This window comes from Streptomyces sp. YGL11-2, assembly GCF_050054615.1.
GTDB lineage: Bacteria > Actinomycetota > Actinomycetes > Streptomycetales > Streptomycetaceae > Streptomyces.
The window spans coordinates 1-17,543 of sequence record NZ_JBNHIN010000066.1; the positions used below are offsets into that span (position 1 = coordinate 1).

The window sequence follows — 17,543 nt, forward strand, 5'->3', positions numbered from 1 at the left end:
CGAACGCCAGGCCGCCGTCGAGCTGGAACATCGCGTCGTAGACCGCCGGGTTGCGTGCGGCGAAGTCGAGGTAGGCACGAGCGAGGGCGGCGACCCAGGCGCGCGAGCCGTCTGCGGCGCGGGCCGCGTCGCCCTGACGGCGGGGCGGTTGTCGTTCATGGACGCACCCACCCCACCAAGCCCGCCAGCCCTTCACCCGCTGGTCGATCCGCAAACTCGCCGCCTCCCGGTGCCGCGTCCACGGACGCGTCATGGGCATCGGCCGTGAGACATTTCGGTGTCTGCCCCTGCACTGCGGCATCACTTTCCAGCGCATCACGTCGTGGACGGAGTCGCCCCACTGCGATGCGAAGCTGGAACGGATCGAGGAGGTGTTGGAACGCCTTCCGGACCGGGTTTTCGCCATTGGCGATCGGACACGCCCTAGCGGTGCAGCGTTTCCGCGCCTGCGTACTGGGCGCTGTCGCCCAGCTGCTCCTCGATGCGGATGAGCTGGTTGTACTTGGCGGTGCGGTCGGAGCGGGACAGCGACCCGGTCTTGATCTGGCCGCAGCCCGTGGCCACCGCCAGGTCCGCGATCGTCGTGTCCTCCGTCTCTCCCGAGCGGTGCGAGATGACGACGGTGTAGCCCGCCCGGTGGGCGGCGTTGACGGTGGCCAGGGACTCGGTCAGGGTGCCGATCTGATTGACCTTCACCAGGACCGAGTTGGCGACGCCGGAGCCGATGCCCTCGCGCAGCAGGGTCTCGTTCGTGCAGAACACGTCGTCACCGGTGAGCTGGCAGCGCGCACCGACCCGTGCGGTCAGGTCCCGCCATCCCGTCAGGTCGTCCTCGGCCATGGGGTCCTCGATCGACACGATGGGGTAGGCGTCGATCAACTTGACCAGGTAGTCGGCGTGTTCGGCGGGTGTGCGCCGTACTCCTTCCCCGGTGTAGTCGTAAACTCCGTCGCGGAAGAACTCGGATGACGCCGGGTCCATGACCAGGCCGATGTCCGTGCCCGGTCGGTAGCCCGTGCGCTCGACGGCGGTCACCACGAAGTCGAGGGCCTCCTCGGCGGTGCGCAGGGCGGGTGCGAAGCCGCCCTCGTCGCCTACGCCCGTGGAGTGCCCGGCGGCGAGGAGGTCGCGGCGCAGGGTGTGGAAGATCTCGGACCCCATCCGCACGGCCTCGGCGAAGGTCTCCGCCCCGATTGGGGCGATCATGAACTCCTGGAAGTCCAGGGGATTGTCGGCGTGGGCGCCCCCGTTGACGATGTTCATCATCGGTACGGGCAGCAGCCGGGCGTTGGAGCCGCCGAGGTAGCGGTAGAGCGGCAGGCGGTGGGCGGCGGCTGCGGCCTTGGCGGTGGCCAGGGAGACCCCGAGGATTGCGTTGGCGCCGAGCCTGGACTTGGTGGGGGTGCCGTCCGTGGCGACGAGAGCGGCGTCGAGGTCGGCCTGGTCCTCCGCCTCGCGACCGGTGACGGCGGCTGCGAGCTCTGTGTTGACGTGGCGTACCGCGTGGTCGACGCCCTTGCCGTGCCAGCGGGCCGGGTCGCCGTCGCGAAGTTCGACGGCCTCGCGGGCGCCGGTCGAGGCGCCGGAGGGGACTGCGGCCCGGCCGATGGATCCGTCCGCCAGTTCCACATCCACTTCGACGGTGGGGTTGCCCCTGCTGTCGAGGACGCGGCGGCCGGTGACGGAGGTGATGGCGGTCATGGGAGTCCTTCCCGTTGTCACATGCGTGCCGGGGTTCGGCTGCGGCGACGGTGGCGCTGGACCCGGCACAGGAAACTCTACAGCAGTGCTGTGCAGTTTTGCTGTTCAGTCCTGCTGTGCAGTTCTGCTGCACAGCAGGACTGCGTTAAAATTCGGCATGCCCCTTCCGGAATCCGCCGCCGTCGCGGCCGAACTGCGCACCGCGATGGGAAAGCTCACGCGGCGCGTGAAGCTGGAGGACCAGATGCCGCTCGGCCAGGTGGCCGTCCTCGGTGCACTGGACCGCAGCGGTGCGATGACGACCAGCGAACTGGCGGCCGATCAGCGGGTGCGCCCGCAGTCCATGGCCCGGGCCGTTGGACTGCTCATGGAGCAGGGGCTGATCACGCGCCGGGCGCATCCGACCGACGGCCGCAAGAGCCTGGTCGAACTCTCCTCTGCGGGGCAGACGCTGCTGGAGGAGGAGCGGGGGCGCAGGACGGATTGGCTTGCGCGGGCGATCGAGGCGGAATTGACGGGGGAAGAGCGGGAATTGCTGGCGCGCGGGATTGGGCTGGTGGAGAGGCTCGCGGCGCACTAGTCAAGTGCGGATTCGCCGACGCGGTGGCAGGCCACTCAGCTTGCCAGGGGTCGTCCGGGCTTCGAGCGACCGAGGATGGGTATCGGAAGTCGGCTGGACAGACGTGGAGTTGGTAGCGCTGGTGCGGGCCTAGCGACTATGGGGTTCTGCACGTCCTGTAGTCACAGGAGGGTCCGTGCCCACTGTCCCGTCATGCCTGGTGGAACCTGTCTGGGAGACGTTCTCCGTCCTGCTCCCGGTGCGCCTCATCCGGACCAGCCGCTCGGATGTCACCGGCGGTGAACTCCGGACCGGCGACTGGCCTTACAGACAACTTGTATCGAGACCTTGACACAAGATCCCGCCCTCGGCATCTCGTACTCACCACTTCACACAAGCGTCGTTTGCGGCAAGCACCGCCCGCTACCGCTGGGCATACCAGCTGCGCAGCCCACACCACTCATCGAGGTCCCCACATGCTCGATACCGTCCCGCCCGTATCCCGCCGCCGCGCCGACTGCTATGCCCGCTGGGCCGGTCTGGTCGTAGGCGCCGTAGCCGCACCACTGTGGGCCGCCACGGACATCAGCGCATTCGGCAACGACCTCGGTATGAACATGCCCTTGGTGAGCGCCGTCATGGCTTTCGGCCTGTGCGCGGTGGGCGGCGTCCTGCTCGGCGACGCGCTCACCCTCCGCCCCCGGGAAGCGGTACGCACCGCCGGTCTCACCCCGCGCCGGGTCAAAGACCACGTCCCGCCCCGTATCACCCTCCTGCTTCTCCTCCAGGCAGTCCTCCTCACCGTACTGGTGGGGATCGGGGCTGCGATGTCCTCCACCGTCGCCATACACCGGGCGGCCCACGCTGTAACTGTCGCCTGCGACGGTGTGACCGAACCCCCCGTCAGCCTCTGGCCCGGCATCTTTTACGGCAACCAGATCCTTGCCCCCTTGGCCATCGGAACCGCCGCCTGCGCCTGGGCCCTGCGCCGCATCGTCCGCCGCCCGGGCGACGACCAGCTACGCCGCAACCGCTCATGGGCGGTCACGGCAGCCTGGGGGGTGCTGGTCTCGACCCAGCTGCTGGCCGTCCTTTTGTCGATTGCCACCTGGCTGCCGCGCAGGAACTGCGACGCCGGCGCCCTGGGCACCGTCATGACCCTGGTGGTCTACCCCATGAGCCTGCTGGCCCTGATCACCCTGGCATGGTCGCTCTTCACCCTGGTGGTGCCCCGGGCGGCCCGACGATGACCGGCCTCGCCGTCCGCGTCGACGCCACCAGCCCGGTACCGCCGTACGAACAGATCCGCGCCCAGCTCGCCGCCCTGATCCTCACCAGCCGACTGGCCGAGGGCGAGCGCCTGCCGACCGTGCGTCAGCTCGCTGCCGACCTGGGCCTGGCACCAGGCACCGTGGCCCGCGCCTACCGCGAACTGGAGGCCACCGAGCTGATCCGCACCCGCCGTGGCGCAGGCACCCGGGTCGCGGCGCCCCTCCCCGAACCCAAGCACCCCGATCAGTCCCAACTCGCCACACTTGCCCGCGATTTCACCTCTTCCGCCCGCGCTCTTGGCGCCGATACCGAAGCCATCCTGGCCGCTGTCCGCAAGGCCCTGGACCAAAGCGCGTTGTGAGAGGGCAGGTGTCATTTCAGGCGTCGGACTGCGGGCCGGGTGCCCCATCGGTAGCGGTTTCGGCCCTGCTGGATCAGGCAAAGCACTGTGACGAACGTGGCGGCGAGGTAGAGGTTGAACTCGACGGCCTGCGTCGTTCGCCGGAAGCAGCGGCGGAGCTCGCCGGTCCCGTTCACCCGGGAATGAGTGCGTTCGGCCACCCAACGGCACCCGACCTGGATCGGAGCCTTCATGTCCTTGACGGCGATCTCGCCGACGAGTCCGTGTCTCTCCAGCAACTGTGCGCATGGCTTGCCGTTATTCGCGGAATCCAGGTGGATGGTGGGATGTTCGGGCAGGGCAGGCCGACCTGCCGGGCACCGATTCCAGGGTGGGATCGAGCAGCTTGGAGTCGTGCCGGTTCGCGCCGGCGGCCGCCAGGCCGACCGGCAACCCCTCACCGTCGGTAGCAACCGAGCGCTTCAGGCTCTGCTTGCGACGGTCGACCGCGGCGAGGGACCAGCCGTCTCACCGTTGCACGGGGCCTTGGTGATGCACCCGTCGGCAGACAGACCATCCAGGTCGAGCCCGATCGTTCTCTCGTATGCGGCCAGCACCAGCCGGTGAAGGACATGGGCCCGACCCAACGTGCTCCACTCCTTGACCCGGTTGCGGATCGTCCAATCCGAGCACCCGATCCCGGCGATCCACTCGTAGCCGCACCGTAGAGGAGCTTGTCGACCACGCACTCGAACACCAGCCGGTCGGGGATCCGCCGCCGGTGACATCCGAGCGGATGGTCCGGATGAACATCAGGACGCACCGGGAGCAGAGCGGAGAACTGCTCCCAGACAGGTTCCCCAGGCATGACGGACAGTGGGCACGGACCCTCCTGCGACTACAGGACGTGCAGAACTCCATCGTCGCCGGGCCCGCACCAGCGCTACCAACTCCACGTCATTCCAGCCGACTTCCGATACCCATCCTCGGTCGCTCTTACGCCCACTGGCATGACAATGACGGATGTTACTTCCCGGCCGTGCCGGGTTCCCCGCTGATGGACTCCTGATAGATGTCCGCGTAGGTGCGTGAATCCTTGACCAGGTCGTCGCAGAAGGCAGCGACGTCGTTGCCGATGACTTCCAGGATTCCCTTGCCGGCCGCGGCGCCCTCCTCGAAGAATCCGACAATCCCTGAGAGCAGGCTCCCGTCAGGCAAGTCGACCGGTCCGACCTTGAAGAGGTACCTCTGCACCTCCTTGTAGACGATCTGGTAGTCCGGCGGGAGCGCCTTGACCCGAGCCATGAGCGCCCGCCACTGCCTCTTGCCCTCGATGATGTCTTGGATACCCACGTCAGCCTCCCAGCCGGCCCAATTTCCTCGCGACGTTCCTGTTCAACTGCTCGCGCCACCGGTCGCGATAGCTTCGAGCCCCTTCTCCGCCGGCCAGCGCGGCGCAGAAGCCCTGGATGCCGTCGCCCAGCACCTCGTGAATGCTCTGCCCATCCGCCGCCGTTTCCTCAAGGAGCCCCAGGGCACCGTCGAGGATCGGCATCAGGTTGCGCCCCGTGAAGCCCGAGTAGGGCGAGAGGTGAACCTTGATCTGATCCCACGCCGCCCGGTAGTCGGCCGGCAATGCCTCGGCCCGGGCTTCGAACGCCTGCCATTCCGTCGTGAGATCGCTGCCCGTTATGGTCTGCCAAAAGTTCATCTCCCGCCCTCCCTGAGCTTGTCGATTCGCGATGAGACGTACTCCCATTTCGCCCAGAACCTCGCGAGTTCTTCGCGCCCCTCGTCGTTGAGCGCGTAGAACTTGCGCGGCGGCCCCATCCCGGATGGCCGTCTCGTCACCTGGACGAGTCGGTTCTTCTCCAGTCGCAGCAAGATGGTATACACCGTCCCCTCGACGACATCGGCGAAGCCGAGCTCGTTCAGCCGACGCGTGATGGCGTACCCGTAGGTCTCATCGCCGCCGATGATTTCCAGCACGCAGCCCTCAAGCGTGCCCTTGAGCATCTCCGTCAGGTCGTCCATTGCAGCCTCTTCGATCCTCCTGGTACTACGTGGCACTTGGTAGCACTATACAGTGCCACCGGGTAGTGGGCCATCCCTAACAAGTGGCGTTCTGACTCGACAGGCGGCACCCGGACTTCGTCGAACTCTGCTGCGAACCTTCATTCTTGACGACTCTTCAGGGCATGCTCTGGCTGGCGTTGCCGTCCAGGGCGTGCTGGGGCGCCGGTTGGGGTGGGAGAGATTGCGGTACGCGCTGTACGGGCGGATCCGTTCAGGGCGGTGGCCCCGGCGCGGCTGCACGAGGCGCACCGCGCGGAAGAGGTGCGGGAGTTGTTCACCGGATGGCGCCTGCCGCTGCGCTCTGCGGCTGGAGTTGGTCACCGAGGCAGTGCGGGCCATGCTGGAAGAGCTCGCCGGCACCGCCCCACATCCGCTGGCCGGCCTGGCAGACGAGGAGTTGGGACGCCGATACAGCCGCCCGGTCCGGTGGGCCAAGAACCCCACCCGGCCAAAAACCAGGATCAACACCACCGGCGGCGACGCCTCATGACTCCTGGAGTACATCCGAAGGCACGGGCCAACCACCTGTCCGGTCCTCGCATCCAGGCCCTGCGGCAGATCCTCGTGCAGAGCTACTACCGCGACACTGAGGGCCACTTGCGGTGGCGCACCAAAGAGGATGGCGGGCCGCCCCTCTCTCGTCGGTCGCGATCGTCTCCCCTACGGCCTGACGGCCCGCTACTCCGCCGGGGACAGAGCACCCGACGGGAGGGATTCCTCGCCCACCTCACCGAGACCTGCTCGACCGACAGCGCAGCACGGGCCCAGCCCGGTGAACCGGTGAACGGGGCCCTCCAAGACGGCTGCGACGCGGTGATTACACCGGGCGCCACGAGATGCTCAAGCGGATCCCGCCGACTGGCCTGGCCAGCCACACCGGCCAGTATCCGCTGCGGCAGAGCCGGACCTGTCCGGTCCGGTGCGGTTCCTGCTGGGAGGAGCGGTTCCTGCTGACACTCCCCGCCACGGCGAGCAACCGCCGCGCACGGCTCCCCACACCGCCCAGTCACCGCATTTCGGTAAAGCGTTCGACATGGGCATGTAAACGCCTTGTCCTGAGCATGACTTAACCGATGGGATCACGACAGCCGCTTTGTGCGGCTCAGGCCCACTCAGGGAGAATTCATGCGCATAGCCCGTACCAGTAGACGTGCCGCAGCCACGACGGCCGCAACCGCCGCCCTCACCGTCGTCGCCCTGGCAACCACCCCGCTCGCCGGTACCGGTACCGCCGCGGTGCCGCACACCAAGGCCGTCCCGGCCATCGCCGGGCACCAGTTGGTGCACGGCGTGGGTAGCCCGCTCTCCATCGCGGAGTGCCGGGCCAAGTTCAAGCTCGCCTGCTACAACCCCCTCCAGTACCGCACGGCGTACAACCTCAACGCGCTGTACAGGAACGGAATCACGGGCAAGGGCCGCACGATCGTCATCGTGGACTCCTTCGGCTCGCCGACCGTCCAGCACGATCTGGACGTCTACAGCAAGCAGTTCGGCATCCCCAGCACCAAAGTGAACGTGGTCAAGTGGGGCAACGTCCCCGCGTTCGACCCCAAGAACCCCGACATGACTGGCTGGGCCGGCGAGACCACCCTCGACGTCGAGATGGCTCACGCCGTGGCGCCCGACGCGAAGATCGTCCTGGTGGAGACGGCGGTATCCGAGACCGAGGGCACCACCGGTCTACCGGAGATGATGGACGCCGAGAAGGCCATGATCGACCGTGGCGTCGGCGATGTGATCAGCCAGAGCTTCGGCGCCACCGAGAACACCTTCCCCGGCTTCGACAAGGGCGACTTCTCAAGCATCAAGAACCTGCGGTACGCCTTCAAGGAGGCCGCCAAGAAGCACGTCACCGTCCTCGCCTCCTCCGGCGACGGTGGTGCCACTGACAACACCGCCGACGGGAAGGGCTTCTACAAGGAGCGCGTCAACTCCTGGCCGTCCTCAGACCCGTTGGTCACCTCAGTCGGTGGCACCCAGCTGCACCTCAACGACCAGGGTCAGCGAGTCAAGCCGGACAGTGTCTACAACGACCACGGCGCGGGCGGTGGCGGCCAGTCGCACGTCTTCACCCGCCCGGCCTTCCAGAACGTGGTCAAGAGCACCGTCGGCGACCGCCGCGGCACCCCGGACATCTCGATGACCGCCGCCGTCGACGGCGGCGCCTGGATCTACTCCAGCTACGACCCGACCGACTCCGGCTGGGGCATCACCGGCGGGACCAGCGAGTCGGCTCCGCTCTTCTCCGGCATCGTCGCCCTCGCCGACCAGGCCGCCGGCCGCCGCATCGGCCACATCAACGACGCGCTGTACACGCTCTACAAGCGCTCCGCCCACGACAAGCGCACCGGCATCGTCGACGTCAACGACGGTACGAACAACAGCTACGAAGGCGTCACCGGCTACACCGCGGTCAACGGCTACGACATGGCCACCGGCGTCGGCACCGTGGACGCCGCCCGCTTCGTCCCGGCCCTCGCTCGGGCAAGCCACCGCGGCTGACGCGCACACCGCCTCTCGCGGTCCGGGCCTCTCTGGGCCCGGACCGCACCGCTGTGCCNGCCCGCTTCGTCCCGGCCCTCGCTCGGGCAAGCCACCGCGGCTGACGCGCACACCGCCTCTCGCGGTCCGGGCCTCTCTGGGCCCGGACCGCACCGCTGTGCCGGGTTCCTCGCGAGTCGCCACGACCGCGTCAGGCAGCTGCACCAGTCGCCCCAGCCCTCAGCCGGAGTGCGTCCCCTGCACCATCCAGATGACGTCGACGAGCCATGGGTCTAGGTTTGATGGCACCCGGCGCACACATCGGTCACGGGCCGGCGAACGAGGTCCCGGTTGCCGGGGCCGCCACGCTGCGGACGACAGCTCCCAGGCACCTGCGCGCCCCTCCGGAACGTGTTCTCATCTGACGCCTGCTAGGAGGACTCCAGTGGCAAGGGCTTGGCTTGAGGCCATCGCAGGATGAAGTGGGCTCCGGTGTTGCTTGGGGTGGCCTGGAGGAGGGCGTCGTGGCGCTCAGCGAGTTCTCGGGCGATCGCGAGGCCGAGGCCGGCGCCTCCGGAGTTTCGATCGCGGGCCTCATCGAGGCGGGTGAACCGTTGGAAGATGTGCTCACGCTGGTGAGTGGGGATGCCTGGGCCGTCGTCGCGGACTTCCACGACGACCGCACCGGACGGACCCGGTCTCCCGGCTGCCGGTTCGGTGTGCACGGTGACGTCGATGCGGTGGTGTGCGTAGCGGGTGGCGTTGTCGAGCAGGTTGCGCAGGATGCGTTCGAGTTCGCCGGGGGCGGCGAGGACTGAAGCTGGACCCTCTGTGGTGCAGCGCACCTGAGGGTGACCGCGGGTCTGGGCGGCGTAGTCGCTCGCGAGGGAGCTGACGAGGCCGGCGAGGTCCACTTCGGTGGTCGCAGAAGGGCCTGTGGCATCCAGCCGAGCCAGGATCAGAAGGTCATTGGCGAGTGTCTGGAGGCGGCGGGCTTGGTCGGCGGCGCGAGTGCCGACGGTGGGCCAGTCTGTTTTGTCGGGGTAGGCGAGAGCAATCTCAAGTCCGGCCAGGAGGGTGGTGAGTGGGCTGCGGAGTTCGTGTGCGGCGTCGGCGACGAAGCGCCGCTGGGCGGTGGCGGCGGTGTCCAGGCGTTCGAGGGTGGCGTTGATGGTGGTGGCGAGCGCGGAGATCTCGTCGGCGGTATCGGGGACGTGGACGCGCTCGCGGGGGTGGGCGGCGGTGACTGCCGCCGTCCGGGCGCGGATGGCCTCCACCGGACGCAGCGCTCGTGCGGTGGCCAGGTACGCGACGGCGGCGACCAGGAGGACGCCGAGGGGCACGACGGGCAGGAGGACCTGGTCGATGGCGTCGGTGGCGCGTTGCGCCTGGAAGGGCGTGACGAGGACATAGATGGCGACGTTTTCACCGTCGGCCAACTTCCTGGACAGCCTGACCCCCTGACGGGGGTGCACGTCCTTGGCCGCCATGCCGATGGCGACGACGGGGAAGGTACGTCCGGCGAGCGGGTTCCTGCGACTACCGGCGGGGGTGCCCAGGTGCGCTCCGTCCTGCGGGGTGACCTGGACGTCGCCGGGGTGGAGAGGACCGTGCCGCCCCGGCAGGTGGAATTGGATGCCTCCGCGGCCTGGTGCGGGCAGGGTGGGGCCGCCGTGATCGAAGGGTTGTAGTTCGGGGCTGGAGGCGATGTAGGTGTCTTTTCCGGCGACGATCTCGTAGGGCAGGTCCTCTGAGTACGGCAGAGCCATCCACTCCTTGATGCCCCACGGGGTGGAACCGCCGCTCAGGATGGACTCCAGGTGAGCCACCTCGACGGCGGCCCGCTCCCCTGTGGCGGCCATCGCCTGGTCGAAGACCGTGTGGTGAACCCACACGGCGCCCCCGCCCAGCAGGACGGCGCTGGCGGCCGCAGCTGCCAACGAGGTGCGCACGCGGACCGAGCGCAGCTTGCGACGCAGCCAGGCGACCCTAGGCGCAAGTCGGCGGTCACTCATGGTTGTGCCGGTCGTCGATGAGGCGGTAGCCGTGGCCACGCACGGTCTGCAACGAGTGCCGGCCGAAGGGCGTGTCGATCTTGCGGCGCAAGGCGCTGATGCGGGCCTCGACCAGATTCGGGTCCTCGGCGTCGTCCGGCCATGCGTGGTAGAGGAGGTCGTGTTTGGTAACGGCCTGGCCGGGGTGGCGGGCGAGCAGTTCGAGGATGGCGAACTCCCGGGGTGTGAGCGCGATCTTGCTGCCGGCGCGTCGGCAGGCGCGCGCCGCGATGTCGAGGGTCAGGTCGCCCACAGTGAGCATCGCGGTGCTGAATGTGGTGGCGCGGCGTTGGAGCGCGCGCAGCCGGGCGAGCAGCACCGGGTAGGAGAAGGGCTTGGCAAGGTAGTCGTCGGCGCCGGTGTCGAGGGCCTCGGCCTGGTCCCATTCGCCGTCCTTGGCGGTGAGGATCAAGATGGGTGTCGTGACGCCCTCGCGTCGCAGCTGGGCGCAGACCCGGTAGCCGTTGATGAGCGGGAGCATCAGATCCAGGATGATCAACGCGTGCTCGCCCATGCGGGCTTTCCACAGGCCCTCCCGGCCGTCGTGCGCAAGATCGACTCGGTAGCCCTCGGCTGACAGGCCGTGCCTCAGTGTGTGGGCGAGCTCGCGCTCGTCCTCGACCAGCAGGATCCGCATGTGCCCAGCCTGGCACAGCCCTGAGGCCGCTTCCTGACCGCCCGATCAGGAACGGTCAGGGAATCATCAGCAGTGCCTGGCGATCGTGGGGCCCTCCGCACCTGGAAGGCCCCGACCGTGCCCTCAGTCATCACCACCACGTCTGCCCTGCCTGCTGCTTCCACTCCCCACCGGGATCGGAGGCGTCTGGCTGCCTGGTGCGGCGCGTACTGGCCCTGGGGCGCCGGGGCCGTGCTGTTCGCTGTGTACACGGCGGTTTCGGTGCGAAACCACCAGCGGATGCTGACCACCGGATTCGACCTGGGCATCTTCGAACAGGCCGTGCGTTCCTACGCGCATGGCCACCTGCCCGTATCCGAGCTCAAGGGCCCGGGCTTCCCGTTGCTCGGCGATCACTTCTCGCCCGTCCTGGCCACCCTGGCGCCCTTCTACCGGCTGTGGCCCTCCCCGTTGACGCTGCTTGTGGCCCAGGCGGCGCTGTTCGCCGTGGCGGTGGTGCCACTGGCCTCTTGGGCGCAGCGGGCAGCAGGCCGGGCAACCGCCCTGGCGGTCGCCTTCGGCTACGGTGCCTCCTGGGGGATAGCCCAGGCCGTGGGCTTCGACTTCCACGAGGTCTGCTTCGCCGTGCCGCTGCTGGCTTTCGCGCTGGCCGCGCTCGGCGAGGGGAGACTGTGCGCCGCCGTCATGTGGGCGCTGCCGCTACTGCTGGTCAAGGAAGACCTCGGCCTTACGGTGGCGGTCATCGGTGTATTGGTGGCCCGGCGTGGGCGTGTACGGCTTGGCGTGGTCGCATCCGCCGTCGGCATCGTGGGGGCGCTACTGGAGGTCCTGGTCATCATTCCGGCGTTCAACCCCGGCCAGGGGTACGCATATTGGAGCAACCTCAGTGGGGGCGGGGCTACCGGGACCGAGTCCACGGCGGTGCTGCAAGCCGCCCATTGCGGCCTCACCGCGGTACTGCTGTTGGCCCCTACCGCATTCATGGCCGCCCGCTCATCGCTACTGTGGCCCGCACTGCCCACCCTGGGATGGCGCTTCCTGTCGCACAACCCGGCCTACTGGGGCACCAGTTACCACTACAGCGCGGTTCTGGTGCCCATCGTCTTCGCCGCGTTCGTCGGAGCGGTCACCACCCGGCCGGCTGGGCAACACCCCGCCCGTACATACCTGGCCACCGGCACCGCCATCAGCGTCCTGCTGCTGCCGCTGTTCCCCCTGTCACACCTCGTCGAGCCCGCCACCTGGCAGAGCGGTGCGCGCATCGCCGCCGCCCACCGCATCCTGGACCGCATCCCCGACGGAGCGCCCGTCGCCGCCTCCAACCGTCTCGTGCCGCAGCTCACCAACCGCGCCACCGTCTCTGAATTCGGCCTGCCCAACAGCAGCCCCGACCCGGAGTGGATCATCGTCGACACCGCCACCCCACAGACCTGGCCCACCTCACTCGCCCAACAGGCCCGCGACATCGAGGCTGCCCGAGCCTACGGCTACCGGACTGTCATGAATCAGGACAACTATCTCTTGCTGCACCGGCCCTGAGCTCCATCCCGCTCCCCTGAACAGCGAGGGCCCGAGAGTGCGTACGGCCGCCCTCACGGTGAAGTGTCGTTCCAGGCCGCCGTGCAGCATGCCTGTGCGTCGTCGGTGTTGGAGAAGGGCAATGCTCATGACCTAATAGCAGCGCACGGCGGCGGATGACCCCTACTCATGACCCGGGGCTTTGAGCCCTATCCACAGGCAGAGGGCTCCGCCGCCGTGCACTCGCCAGAGTGAGCATCGACTGCCTCGGACAGGGCATTCATGATCGTGACCTGAGCCTCCCGCGCGACCACCCTCTCCTCGATACGCGAGCCGTAGAGCTCTCTCCGAAGACCGGGATCGTGCGATCAGCTGGGGCCACGAACAGCTAATCGGATGTCGGGCCACCGAGCCCTCCTATTAGGTCGCTGCGTGCCCCACACAGGCTCACACGCTGGGCAGACACTGGAGAATGGGGGCAGGGTTGACGATCACCTGCGGGATCGACTGGGCCGAGAACCATCATGACGTGGCCCTGGTGGACGAGAACGGCAGGCTCGTCGCCAAGCGACGCATCGGCGACGACGCGGAGGGCTACCGGCAACTGCTTGGCGTGCTGGCCGAGGCCGGGGATGGCCCCGAGCACCGCATCCCCGTCGCGGTCGAGACGGCCCGCGGCCTGCTGTTCGCCTGTCTGCGCTCCACCGGGCGGAAGGTCTACTCGATCAACCCGATGGCCGTGGCCCGGTATCGCGAGCGTCACCGCGTCGCCCGTGCGAAATCTGACCATGCCGATGCCGTGGCTCTGGCCAACATCCTGCGTACCGACGCCGATCTGCACCGGCCGCTGCCGGCCGATTCTGAACTCGCCCAGGCCATCACGGTCCTGGCCCGGGCCCAGCAGGATGCGGTCTGGAACCGGGCCCAGCTCAACAACCAGCTCCGCTCCCACCTCAAGCAGTACTTCCCGGCCGCTCTCGCTGCCTTTCACGTGCGCGGCATCGGCCTGGACTCTCGCGAAGCCCGTGGGGTGCTTGCCGCAGCACCAGAGCCGATGACAGCCGCCAAACTCACTCGCGCTCAGCTGCGATCCTTGCTGCGCAAGTCCGGACGGCAACGCAATATCGACACCTGGGTTGAACGGCTGCGGGCCATGCTCAGTGGCGACTGCCTTCATCAACTGCCCCTCGTGGAACAGGCAATGGGTCGTCAGACCCTCGCTCTGGTTGCTCAGCTGGATGCCGCCTGCCGAGCCGCGGACGATCTCGCCGCTGCAGCCGCTGAAGCTTTCGCCGCGCACCCGGATTCCGAGATTGTCAGCAGCTTCCCGGGGATCGGTCCGCTCACCGGTGCCCGAGTCCTTGGGGAGATCGGCGATGACCGCTCCCGCTTCCGCGACGCGCGGGCCCTCAAGGCATACGCAGGGGCGGCCCCGATCACCATCGCCAGCGGAAAGAGCCACGTCGTGCACCACCGTCGGGTCAAGAACCAGCGTCTGGCAGCAGCTGGCTACGTCTGGATCTTCGGGGCGCTGCCCTCGCCGCAGGTCAAGGAGCAATACGACCGGCGCAGGGCCCGAGGTGACAAGCACACCGCCGCTATGCGCAACGTGTTCAACCGGCTTCTTGGCTGTCTGCATTACTGTCTGACGACAGGTCAGAAATTCGATCCCGCCAGAGCCTTCCCGGCCCTCGCGGCGACCTCCGAGCCCGCTGCCACTTGACTCCAAAGCAAGCTCGGATGTCTGTGGATCGGCCTCGGGTTGGACGCGATGGGCGTTCCTTGCCGAGTGATCGACTTCTGGTCATCGAGTAGGCCGACGTTGCACCGTCGGTCGGAAAGGCACGCCCGTGCTGAGCGGAGTGAATGCCAAAGGAACGACCGAGAGCGGCTCCCTGATCGACGACCTCGTTCGCGAGGGCGCGAGGCAGATGCTGGCCGCCGCGCTAGAGGCCGAAGTAAGTGCCTACATAGCGAAGTTGGCTGACCAGCGTGACGTACATGGGCGCTGCCTGGTGGTCCGCAACGGCTACCACCAGCCGAGGATGGTCACGACCGCGGCCGGGGCGGACGAAGTGAAGGCCCCGCGAGTGAACGACAAGCGCGGGCGTCGGCGGCCCTTCGCCGTCAGCCCGCCCCCATCCGCATAGCGCATACCAACAACAAGCGCGCCGCTGACTACCAGTCAGCCACCCAACCCAGCCAATCACCTTGAAGCGCTGAAGGCGGTAACGGCACACCCGGACCAACGACCAACCCTTCCAAACGAAACTGCCTAGGCATGGAAGGCGGTGGTTGTTTCAAGGGCGGCCCGCTCGGTCGTGACTCGGTTCACCGGTGCACTCTCGTCGGCGTAGCCGAAAGAGATGCCCACGAGCAACTTTCCTCCGGTGATGCAGAGTTCGTCTCGGATGGTGTCGGCATAGAAGCTGAGCAGGCCCTGCGGGCAACTGTCCACGCCGTATGCGGCCATAGCCAGGAGCAGCGTCTGCATGTAGGCGCCGACGTCGGCGGCCAGTCGCGCCCCGCCGTCGCCGGTGACGAATAGGAACGCGGCATGTGGTGCCCCGTAGAAGCGCAGGCTCTCCGCATCGTAGGCCGCGCGTGCCGTGTGGTCATCCGGTCCGATGCCCAGCACTCCGTACAGACCGGCGCCGAACGCCGCCCGCCGCTCCTGGTGGGCGGGGGTGTACATGTCCTCGGAGTAGGGGAAGTCTGCCGAGGTGCGCTGTTCGGCGTGGGCCGCCTGCAAGGCGTCCGCCAGGCGTTCGCGCCTCGCGCCACTGACCACCTCGACCCGCCACGGTTGCGCGTTGGAGTTGGACGGCGCGGTGCCGGCAAGGGAGAAGATCGCGCGCATTGTGTCCCCGGGCACGGCTTCGGGGCGGAACGCGCGTGTCGCATGGCGACCGCGTATCAGCTTCTCCGCGTAGTCGCTCAGCTCGGTGAAAACCAGCCCGCTCATAGAACTCCCCTCAAGGACACTTAAGTAAACGCATGCGTTTATCTGCGGCCCACTGTAGCCACCCATTCCCTCCGAAGTAAACGGGAACGTATACTTCCTTCATGAGTACGGTGACGACGGCGTCTCGACGGCAGGGGCGCGGAGGGCGCGAACGCATCCTGGCCGCCGCCGCCCGACTGTTCGCGACCCAAGGGATCAACGCGACCGGCATGGAACAGGTCGCTGAGCAGGCACCGGTGTCCAAGCGCACCCTCTACGCGCACTTTCGGACCAAGAGCGACCTGGTCATCGCCCATCTTCAAGACCTCGCCTCCACGGGGCACACCCTGGAGAGCGCGCTGATTCGCGAGGACATCCCGGCGAGAGAACGGATCCTCGCACTGTTCGCCCCGCCTGCGGCGGACGCGGTTCCAGTACGCGGATGCCCGTTCATCGACGCCGCCGCAGAGTTCCCCGACCCGCAGAGCGCGGTCCACTCCTACGCCCGCCGACAGAAACTGCTGATGGTGCGGCTGGTAACTGCACTGGTAACGGAACTGGGCTGCCGCGAGCCCGCCGCACTCGCTGAACAACTCGTCACTCTCGCGGACGGGGCCGCCAGCCGCGCCATGGTGCTGAGTGATGCGGACTACGGACGACACGCGCGGGCAGCAGCAGAGGTCCTCCTGGAAAACGCCCTGCCAGGCACGAGCTGACGAGGACGACGTCCGCAGTGGGAAGCATCCGCCGCCGACACAGCTCGCACTCGCACACCGCCTCCAGCGGCTTCCCGGCCCAGAGGAGAAGTTAATCGACCCGCCGCCCAGCGAATGCCCCGAAAGAGACGGCCTAGCCCTCGACGGCCCCGCCCAGACGCGGACAAGGATGAACGGGCGCGCCGCGCGTCCCACCGCGAGGACCCCCTGAGTAGGCATCGTGGACCTGACACTCCGCCAGGTCGGCAGAACTCCCGGTTGGGCCGCCTACGGCGCGGCGGGCCCTGCTCGGCGCTCCTGCGGGTCCACCATGAGCACGACCTCACCCGGCTCGAGTGAGGTGCGTTCCTCGATGGTGAGGACGCACCCCGTGACCGTCGGGGTCAGGCAACAGCGGCAGCACCCATCCGCGCAGGCCGCTCCACGATCGGAGCGGCGTGAGGCCGGTTCATCGGTGCCGTTCAGGAGGGATTGGTGACGCGTCGGAGGGGTCAGTGGCGCGGTGGATTCCTGCGCGGCCTGATGATGGCGTTCGGCAGGGCAGGGGCGGGAAGGCGGTCACCCGGATACCCCTCGACGGCGCCGAAGCGATCTGAGGAGTTCTGCCAGTCCTCGCGGGCCTTCGCGATGTCTTCGTGACTGCGGCCGACGAAGTTCCACCACATATCACAGGTTTCACGGTTTCGTGCAGGTCAGAGATGTCTCGGACCATCGGCGGTCAGCAAACCGTCAGCATCGGCACCCGAGGAGTCAGCAAGACCATGGCGACCAAAACCCTGGCCCGCGGCGTGGGCACCTTCTTCAAGGACTGCGAGCACCCACAATCGAGGTGGTCCAAGTGCCCCCCCGAATACAAGATCCGGTACCGCAACACTGTCGGGAAGCAGACTCAGGAAGCCGGATTCGCCACTCAGGACAAGGCCATATCCCGGCTGACGGAGATCTACAACGAGAAGAAAGCCGCTCCGCAGAGCCAGACCAAGGCCGAGCGCATTAAGAAGTACGGGGCGATGCGGTTCGAGGAGTACACCAACGAATGGAAGGCCGGCCAACGAGACCTGGCCGAGGCTTCCGTCCGGCACCTCGCTGAGCTGGAAGCCAAGCCATGACGGGGGCATGGACGTCACTGCACGCCTCAGCCTGGCCGCAACCACCGTCGTGCTCGCCAACTGGCCCAGCCTCCACAGAAACTGGACTCCCCGTCCACCCCACGCTGTACGAGGTCACTGGTCTTCACGCCGCTCT

At 67.8% G+C, this 17,543-nt stretch carries 17 protein-coding genes and 3 pseudogenes; 10 read left to right on the plus strand and 10 right to left on the minus strand.

What is annotated here, in order from left to right; translation table 11 throughout:
• Positions 1–253: TetR-like C-terminal domain-containing protein (locus tag ACO1BR_RS38670; protein WP_426799797.1), on the minus strand; the 253-nt coding region annotated here is incomplete at its 3' end.
• Between the two features lie 170 nt (positions 254–423).
• Positions 424–1,701, minus strand: coding sequence for a phosphopyruvate hydratase (eno, locus tag ACO1BR_RS38675; RefSeq protein ID WP_426799798.1), 1,278 nt, complete (start codon positions 1,699–1,701; stop codon positions 424–426).
• Positions 1,702–1,858: 157 nt separating this feature from the next.
• Here eno and ACO1BR_RS38680 point away from each other — a divergent pair, with 157 nt between their 5' ends.
• The 3 genes from ACO1BR_RS38680 (at position 1,859) to ACO1BR_RS38690 (ending at position 3,893) form a co-directional block, all read left to right on the plus strand.
• On the plus strand, positions 1,859–2,281 hold the full coding sequence (locus tag ACO1BR_RS38680; RefSeq protein ID WP_426799799.1) for a MarR family winged helix-turn-helix transcriptional regulator: 423 nt from the start codon (positions 1,859–1,861) through the stop codon (positions 2,279–2,281).
• Between the two features lie 455 nt (positions 2,282–2,736).
• On the plus strand, positions 2,737–3,510 hold the full coding sequence (locus ACO1BR_RS38685) for a hypothetical protein (RefSeq protein WP_426799800.1): 774 nt from the start codon (positions 2,737–2,739) through the stop codon (positions 3,508–3,510).
• Complete coding sequence (locus ACO1BR_RS38690) at positions 3,507–3,893, plus strand: GntR family transcriptional regulator (RefSeq protein ID WP_426799801.1); 387 nt, start codon at positions 3,507–3,509, stop codon at positions 3,891–3,893. The genes ACO1BR_RS38685 and ACO1BR_RS38690 overlap by 4 nt, the downstream gene beginning before the upstream one ends.
• A gap of 11 nt (positions 3,894–3,904) precedes the next feature.
• Here ACO1BR_RS38690 and ACO1BR_RS38695 read toward each other — a convergent pair.
• From ACO1BR_RS38695 to ACO1BR_RS38710, 4 genes and pseudogenes are all read right to left on the minus strand, one after another.
• Positions 3,905–4,740: pseudogene (locus ACO1BR_RS38695) on the minus strand (transposase).
• Positions 4,741–4,898: 158 nt separating this feature from the next.
• Positions 4,899–5,225 carry a DUF1048 domain-containing protein gene (locus ACO1BR_RS38700; protein ID WP_426799802.1) on the minus strand — a complete coding sequence of 109 codons (327 nt, stop codon included), beginning with the start codon at positions 5,223–5,225 and terminating at the stop codon, positions 4,899–4,901.
• 1 nt (position 5,226) lies between these two features.
• Positions 5,227–5,583 carry a DUF1048 domain-containing protein gene (locus tag ACO1BR_RS38705; RefSeq protein ID WP_426799803.1) on the minus strand — a complete coding sequence of 119 codons (357 nt, stop codon included), beginning with the start codon at positions 5,581–5,583 and terminating at the stop codon, positions 5,227–5,229.
• Entirely contained in the window at positions 5,580–5,906 is a 327-nt protein-coding gene (locus ACO1BR_RS38710; protein ID WP_426799804.1) for a PadR family transcriptional regulator, read from the minus strand. Before ACO1BR_RS38710 ends, ACO1BR_RS38705 begins: the two co-directional genes overlap by 4 nt.
• A 379-nt stretch (positions 5,907–6,285) precedes the next feature.
• Here ACO1BR_RS38710 and ACO1BR_RS38715 point away from each other — a divergent pair, with 379 nt between their 5' ends.
• Together ACO1BR_RS38715 and ACO1BR_RS38720 are read left to right on the plus strand one after the other, a co-directional pair.
• Positions 6,286–6,438, plus strand: coding sequence for a hypothetical protein (locus tag ACO1BR_RS38715; RefSeq protein ID WP_426799805.1), 153 nt, complete (start codon positions 6,286–6,288; stop codon positions 6,436–6,438).
• 635 nt (positions 6,439–7,073) lie between these two features.
• Positions 7,074–8,450 carry a S53 family peptidase gene (locus tag ACO1BR_RS38720; RefSeq protein ID WP_426799806.1) on the plus strand — a complete coding sequence of 459 codons (1,377 nt, stop codon included), beginning with the start codon at positions 7,074–7,076 and terminating at the stop codon, positions 8,448–8,450.
• A gap of 410 nt (positions 8,451–8,860) precedes the next feature.
• Here the strand turns inward: ACO1BR_RS38720 and ACO1BR_RS38725 are convergent, their stop codons facing one another.
• Both ACO1BR_RS38725 and ACO1BR_RS38730 read right to left on the minus strand, forming a co-directional pair.
• Positions 8,861–10,444 carry a sensor histidine kinase gene (locus tag ACO1BR_RS38725; protein WP_426799807.1) on the minus strand — a complete coding sequence of 528 codons (1,584 nt, stop codon included), beginning with the start codon at positions 10,442–10,444 and terminating at the stop codon, positions 8,861–8,863.
• Positions 10,437–11,120 (minus strand): response regulator transcription factor, encoded by a 684-nt coding sequence (locus tag ACO1BR_RS38730; RefSeq protein WP_426799808.1) that lies wholly within the window; start codon positions 11,118–11,120, stop codon positions 10,437–10,439. The genes ACO1BR_RS38725 and ACO1BR_RS38730 overlap by 8 nt, the downstream gene beginning before the upstream one ends.
• A 261-nt stretch (positions 11,121–11,381) precedes the next feature.
• Here ACO1BR_RS38730 and ACO1BR_RS38735 point away from each other — a divergent pair, with 261 nt between their 5' ends.
• The 3 genes and pseudogenes from ACO1BR_RS38735 to ACO1BR_RS38745 form a co-directional block, all read left to right on the plus strand.
• Positions 11,382–12,659 (plus strand): DUF2079 domain-containing protein, encoded by a 1,278-nt coding sequence (locus ACO1BR_RS38735; RefSeq protein ID WP_426799809.1) that lies wholly within the window; start codon positions 11,382–11,384, stop codon positions 12,657–12,659.
• Positions 12,660–13,122: 463 nt separating this feature from the next.
• A complete protein-coding gene (locus tag ACO1BR_RS38740) occupies positions 13,123–14,361 on the plus strand; it encodes an IS110 family transposase (protein ID WP_426799810.1) in 1,239 nt (412 codons plus the stop codon).
• A 127-nt stretch (positions 14,362–14,488) separates the two neighbouring features.
• Positions 14,489–14,782, plus strand: a pseudogene (locus ACO1BR_RS38745) (transposase); the annotation flags it as partial.
• Between the two features lie 131 nt (positions 14,783–14,913).
• Here the strand turns inward: ACO1BR_RS38745 and ACO1BR_RS38750 are convergent.
• Entirely contained in the window at positions 14,914–15,603 is a 690-nt protein-coding gene (locus ACO1BR_RS38750) for a nitroreductase (protein WP_426799811.1), read from the minus strand.
• 101 nt (positions 15,604–15,704) lie between these two features.
• Between ACO1BR_RS38750 and ACO1BR_RS38755 the strand changes: the two genes are divergently transcribed.
• Positions 15,705–16,298: a TetR/AcrR family transcriptional regulator gene (locus ACO1BR_RS38755; RefSeq protein ID WP_426799812.1), complete on the plus strand. Its 594-nt coding sequence runs from the start codon at positions 15,705–15,707 to the stop codon at positions 16,296–16,298.
• Positions 16,299–16,789: 491 nt separating this feature from the next.
• Here the strand turns inward: ACO1BR_RS38755 and ACO1BR_RS38760 are convergent.
• Positions 16,790–16,963, minus strand: a pseudogene (locus tag ACO1BR_RS38760) (pirin family protein); the annotation flags it as partial.
• 96 nt (positions 16,964–17,059) lie between these two features.
• Here ACO1BR_RS38760 and ACO1BR_RS38765 point away from each other — a divergent pair.
• Positions 17,060–17,407: a hypothetical protein gene (locus ACO1BR_RS38765; protein ID WP_426799813.1), complete on the plus strand. Its 348-nt coding sequence runs from the start codon at positions 17,060–17,062 to the stop codon at positions 17,405–17,407.
• Positions 17,408–17,543 lie beyond the last annotated feature (136 nt).

Coding starts and splice junctions, on each gene's coding strand:
- eno (WP_426799798.1), bottom strand. CDS start 1,701: ATGACCGCCATCACCTCCGTCACCGGCCGCCGCGTCCTCGACAGCAGG.
- ACO1BR_RS38680 (WP_426799799.1), top strand. CDS start 1,859: ATGCCCCTTCCGGAATCCGCCGCCGTCGCGGCCGAACTGCGCACCGCG.
- ACO1BR_RS38685 (WP_426799800.1), top strand. CDS start 2,737: ATGCTCGATACCGTCCCGCCCGTATCCCGCCGCCGCGCCGACTGCTAT.
- ACO1BR_RS38690 (WP_426799801.1), top strand. CDS start 3,507: ATGACCGGCCTCGCCGTCCGCGTCGACGCCACCAGCCCGGTACCGCCG.
- ACO1BR_RS38705 (WP_426799803.1), bottom strand. CDS start 5,583: ATGAACTTTTGGCAGACCATAACGGGCAGCGATCTCACGACGGAATGG.
- ACO1BR_RS38710 (WP_426799804.1), bottom strand. CDS start 5,906: ATGGACGACCTGACGGAGATGCTCAAGGGCACGCTTGAGGGCTGCGTG.
- ACO1BR_RS38715 (WP_426799805.1), top strand. CDS start 6,286: ATGCTGGAAGAGCTCGCCGGCACCGCCCCACATCCGCTGGCCGGCCTG.
- ACO1BR_RS38720 (WP_426799806.1), top strand. CDS start 7,074: ATGCGCATAGCCCGTACCAGTAGACGTGCCGCAGCCACGACGGCCGCA.
- ACO1BR_RS38725 (WP_426799807.1), bottom strand. CDS start 10,444: ATGAGTGACCGCCGACTTGCGCCTAGGGTCGCCTGGCTGCGTCGCAAG.
- ACO1BR_RS38730 (WP_426799808.1), bottom strand. CDS start 11,120: ATGCGGATCCTGCTGGTCGAGGACGAGCGCGAGCTCGCCCACACACTG.
- ACO1BR_RS38750 (WP_426799811.1), bottom strand. CDS start 15,603: ATGAGCGGGCTGGTTTTCACCGAGCTGAGCGACTACGCGGAGAAGCTG.
- ACO1BR_RS38755 (WP_426799812.1), top strand. CDS start 15,705: ATGAGTACGGTGACGACGGCGTCTCGACGGCAGGGGCGCGGAGGGCGC.
- ACO1BR_RS38765 (WP_426799813.1), top strand. CDS start 17,060: ATGGCGACCAAAACCCTGGCCCGCGGCGTGGGCACCTTCTTCAAGGAC.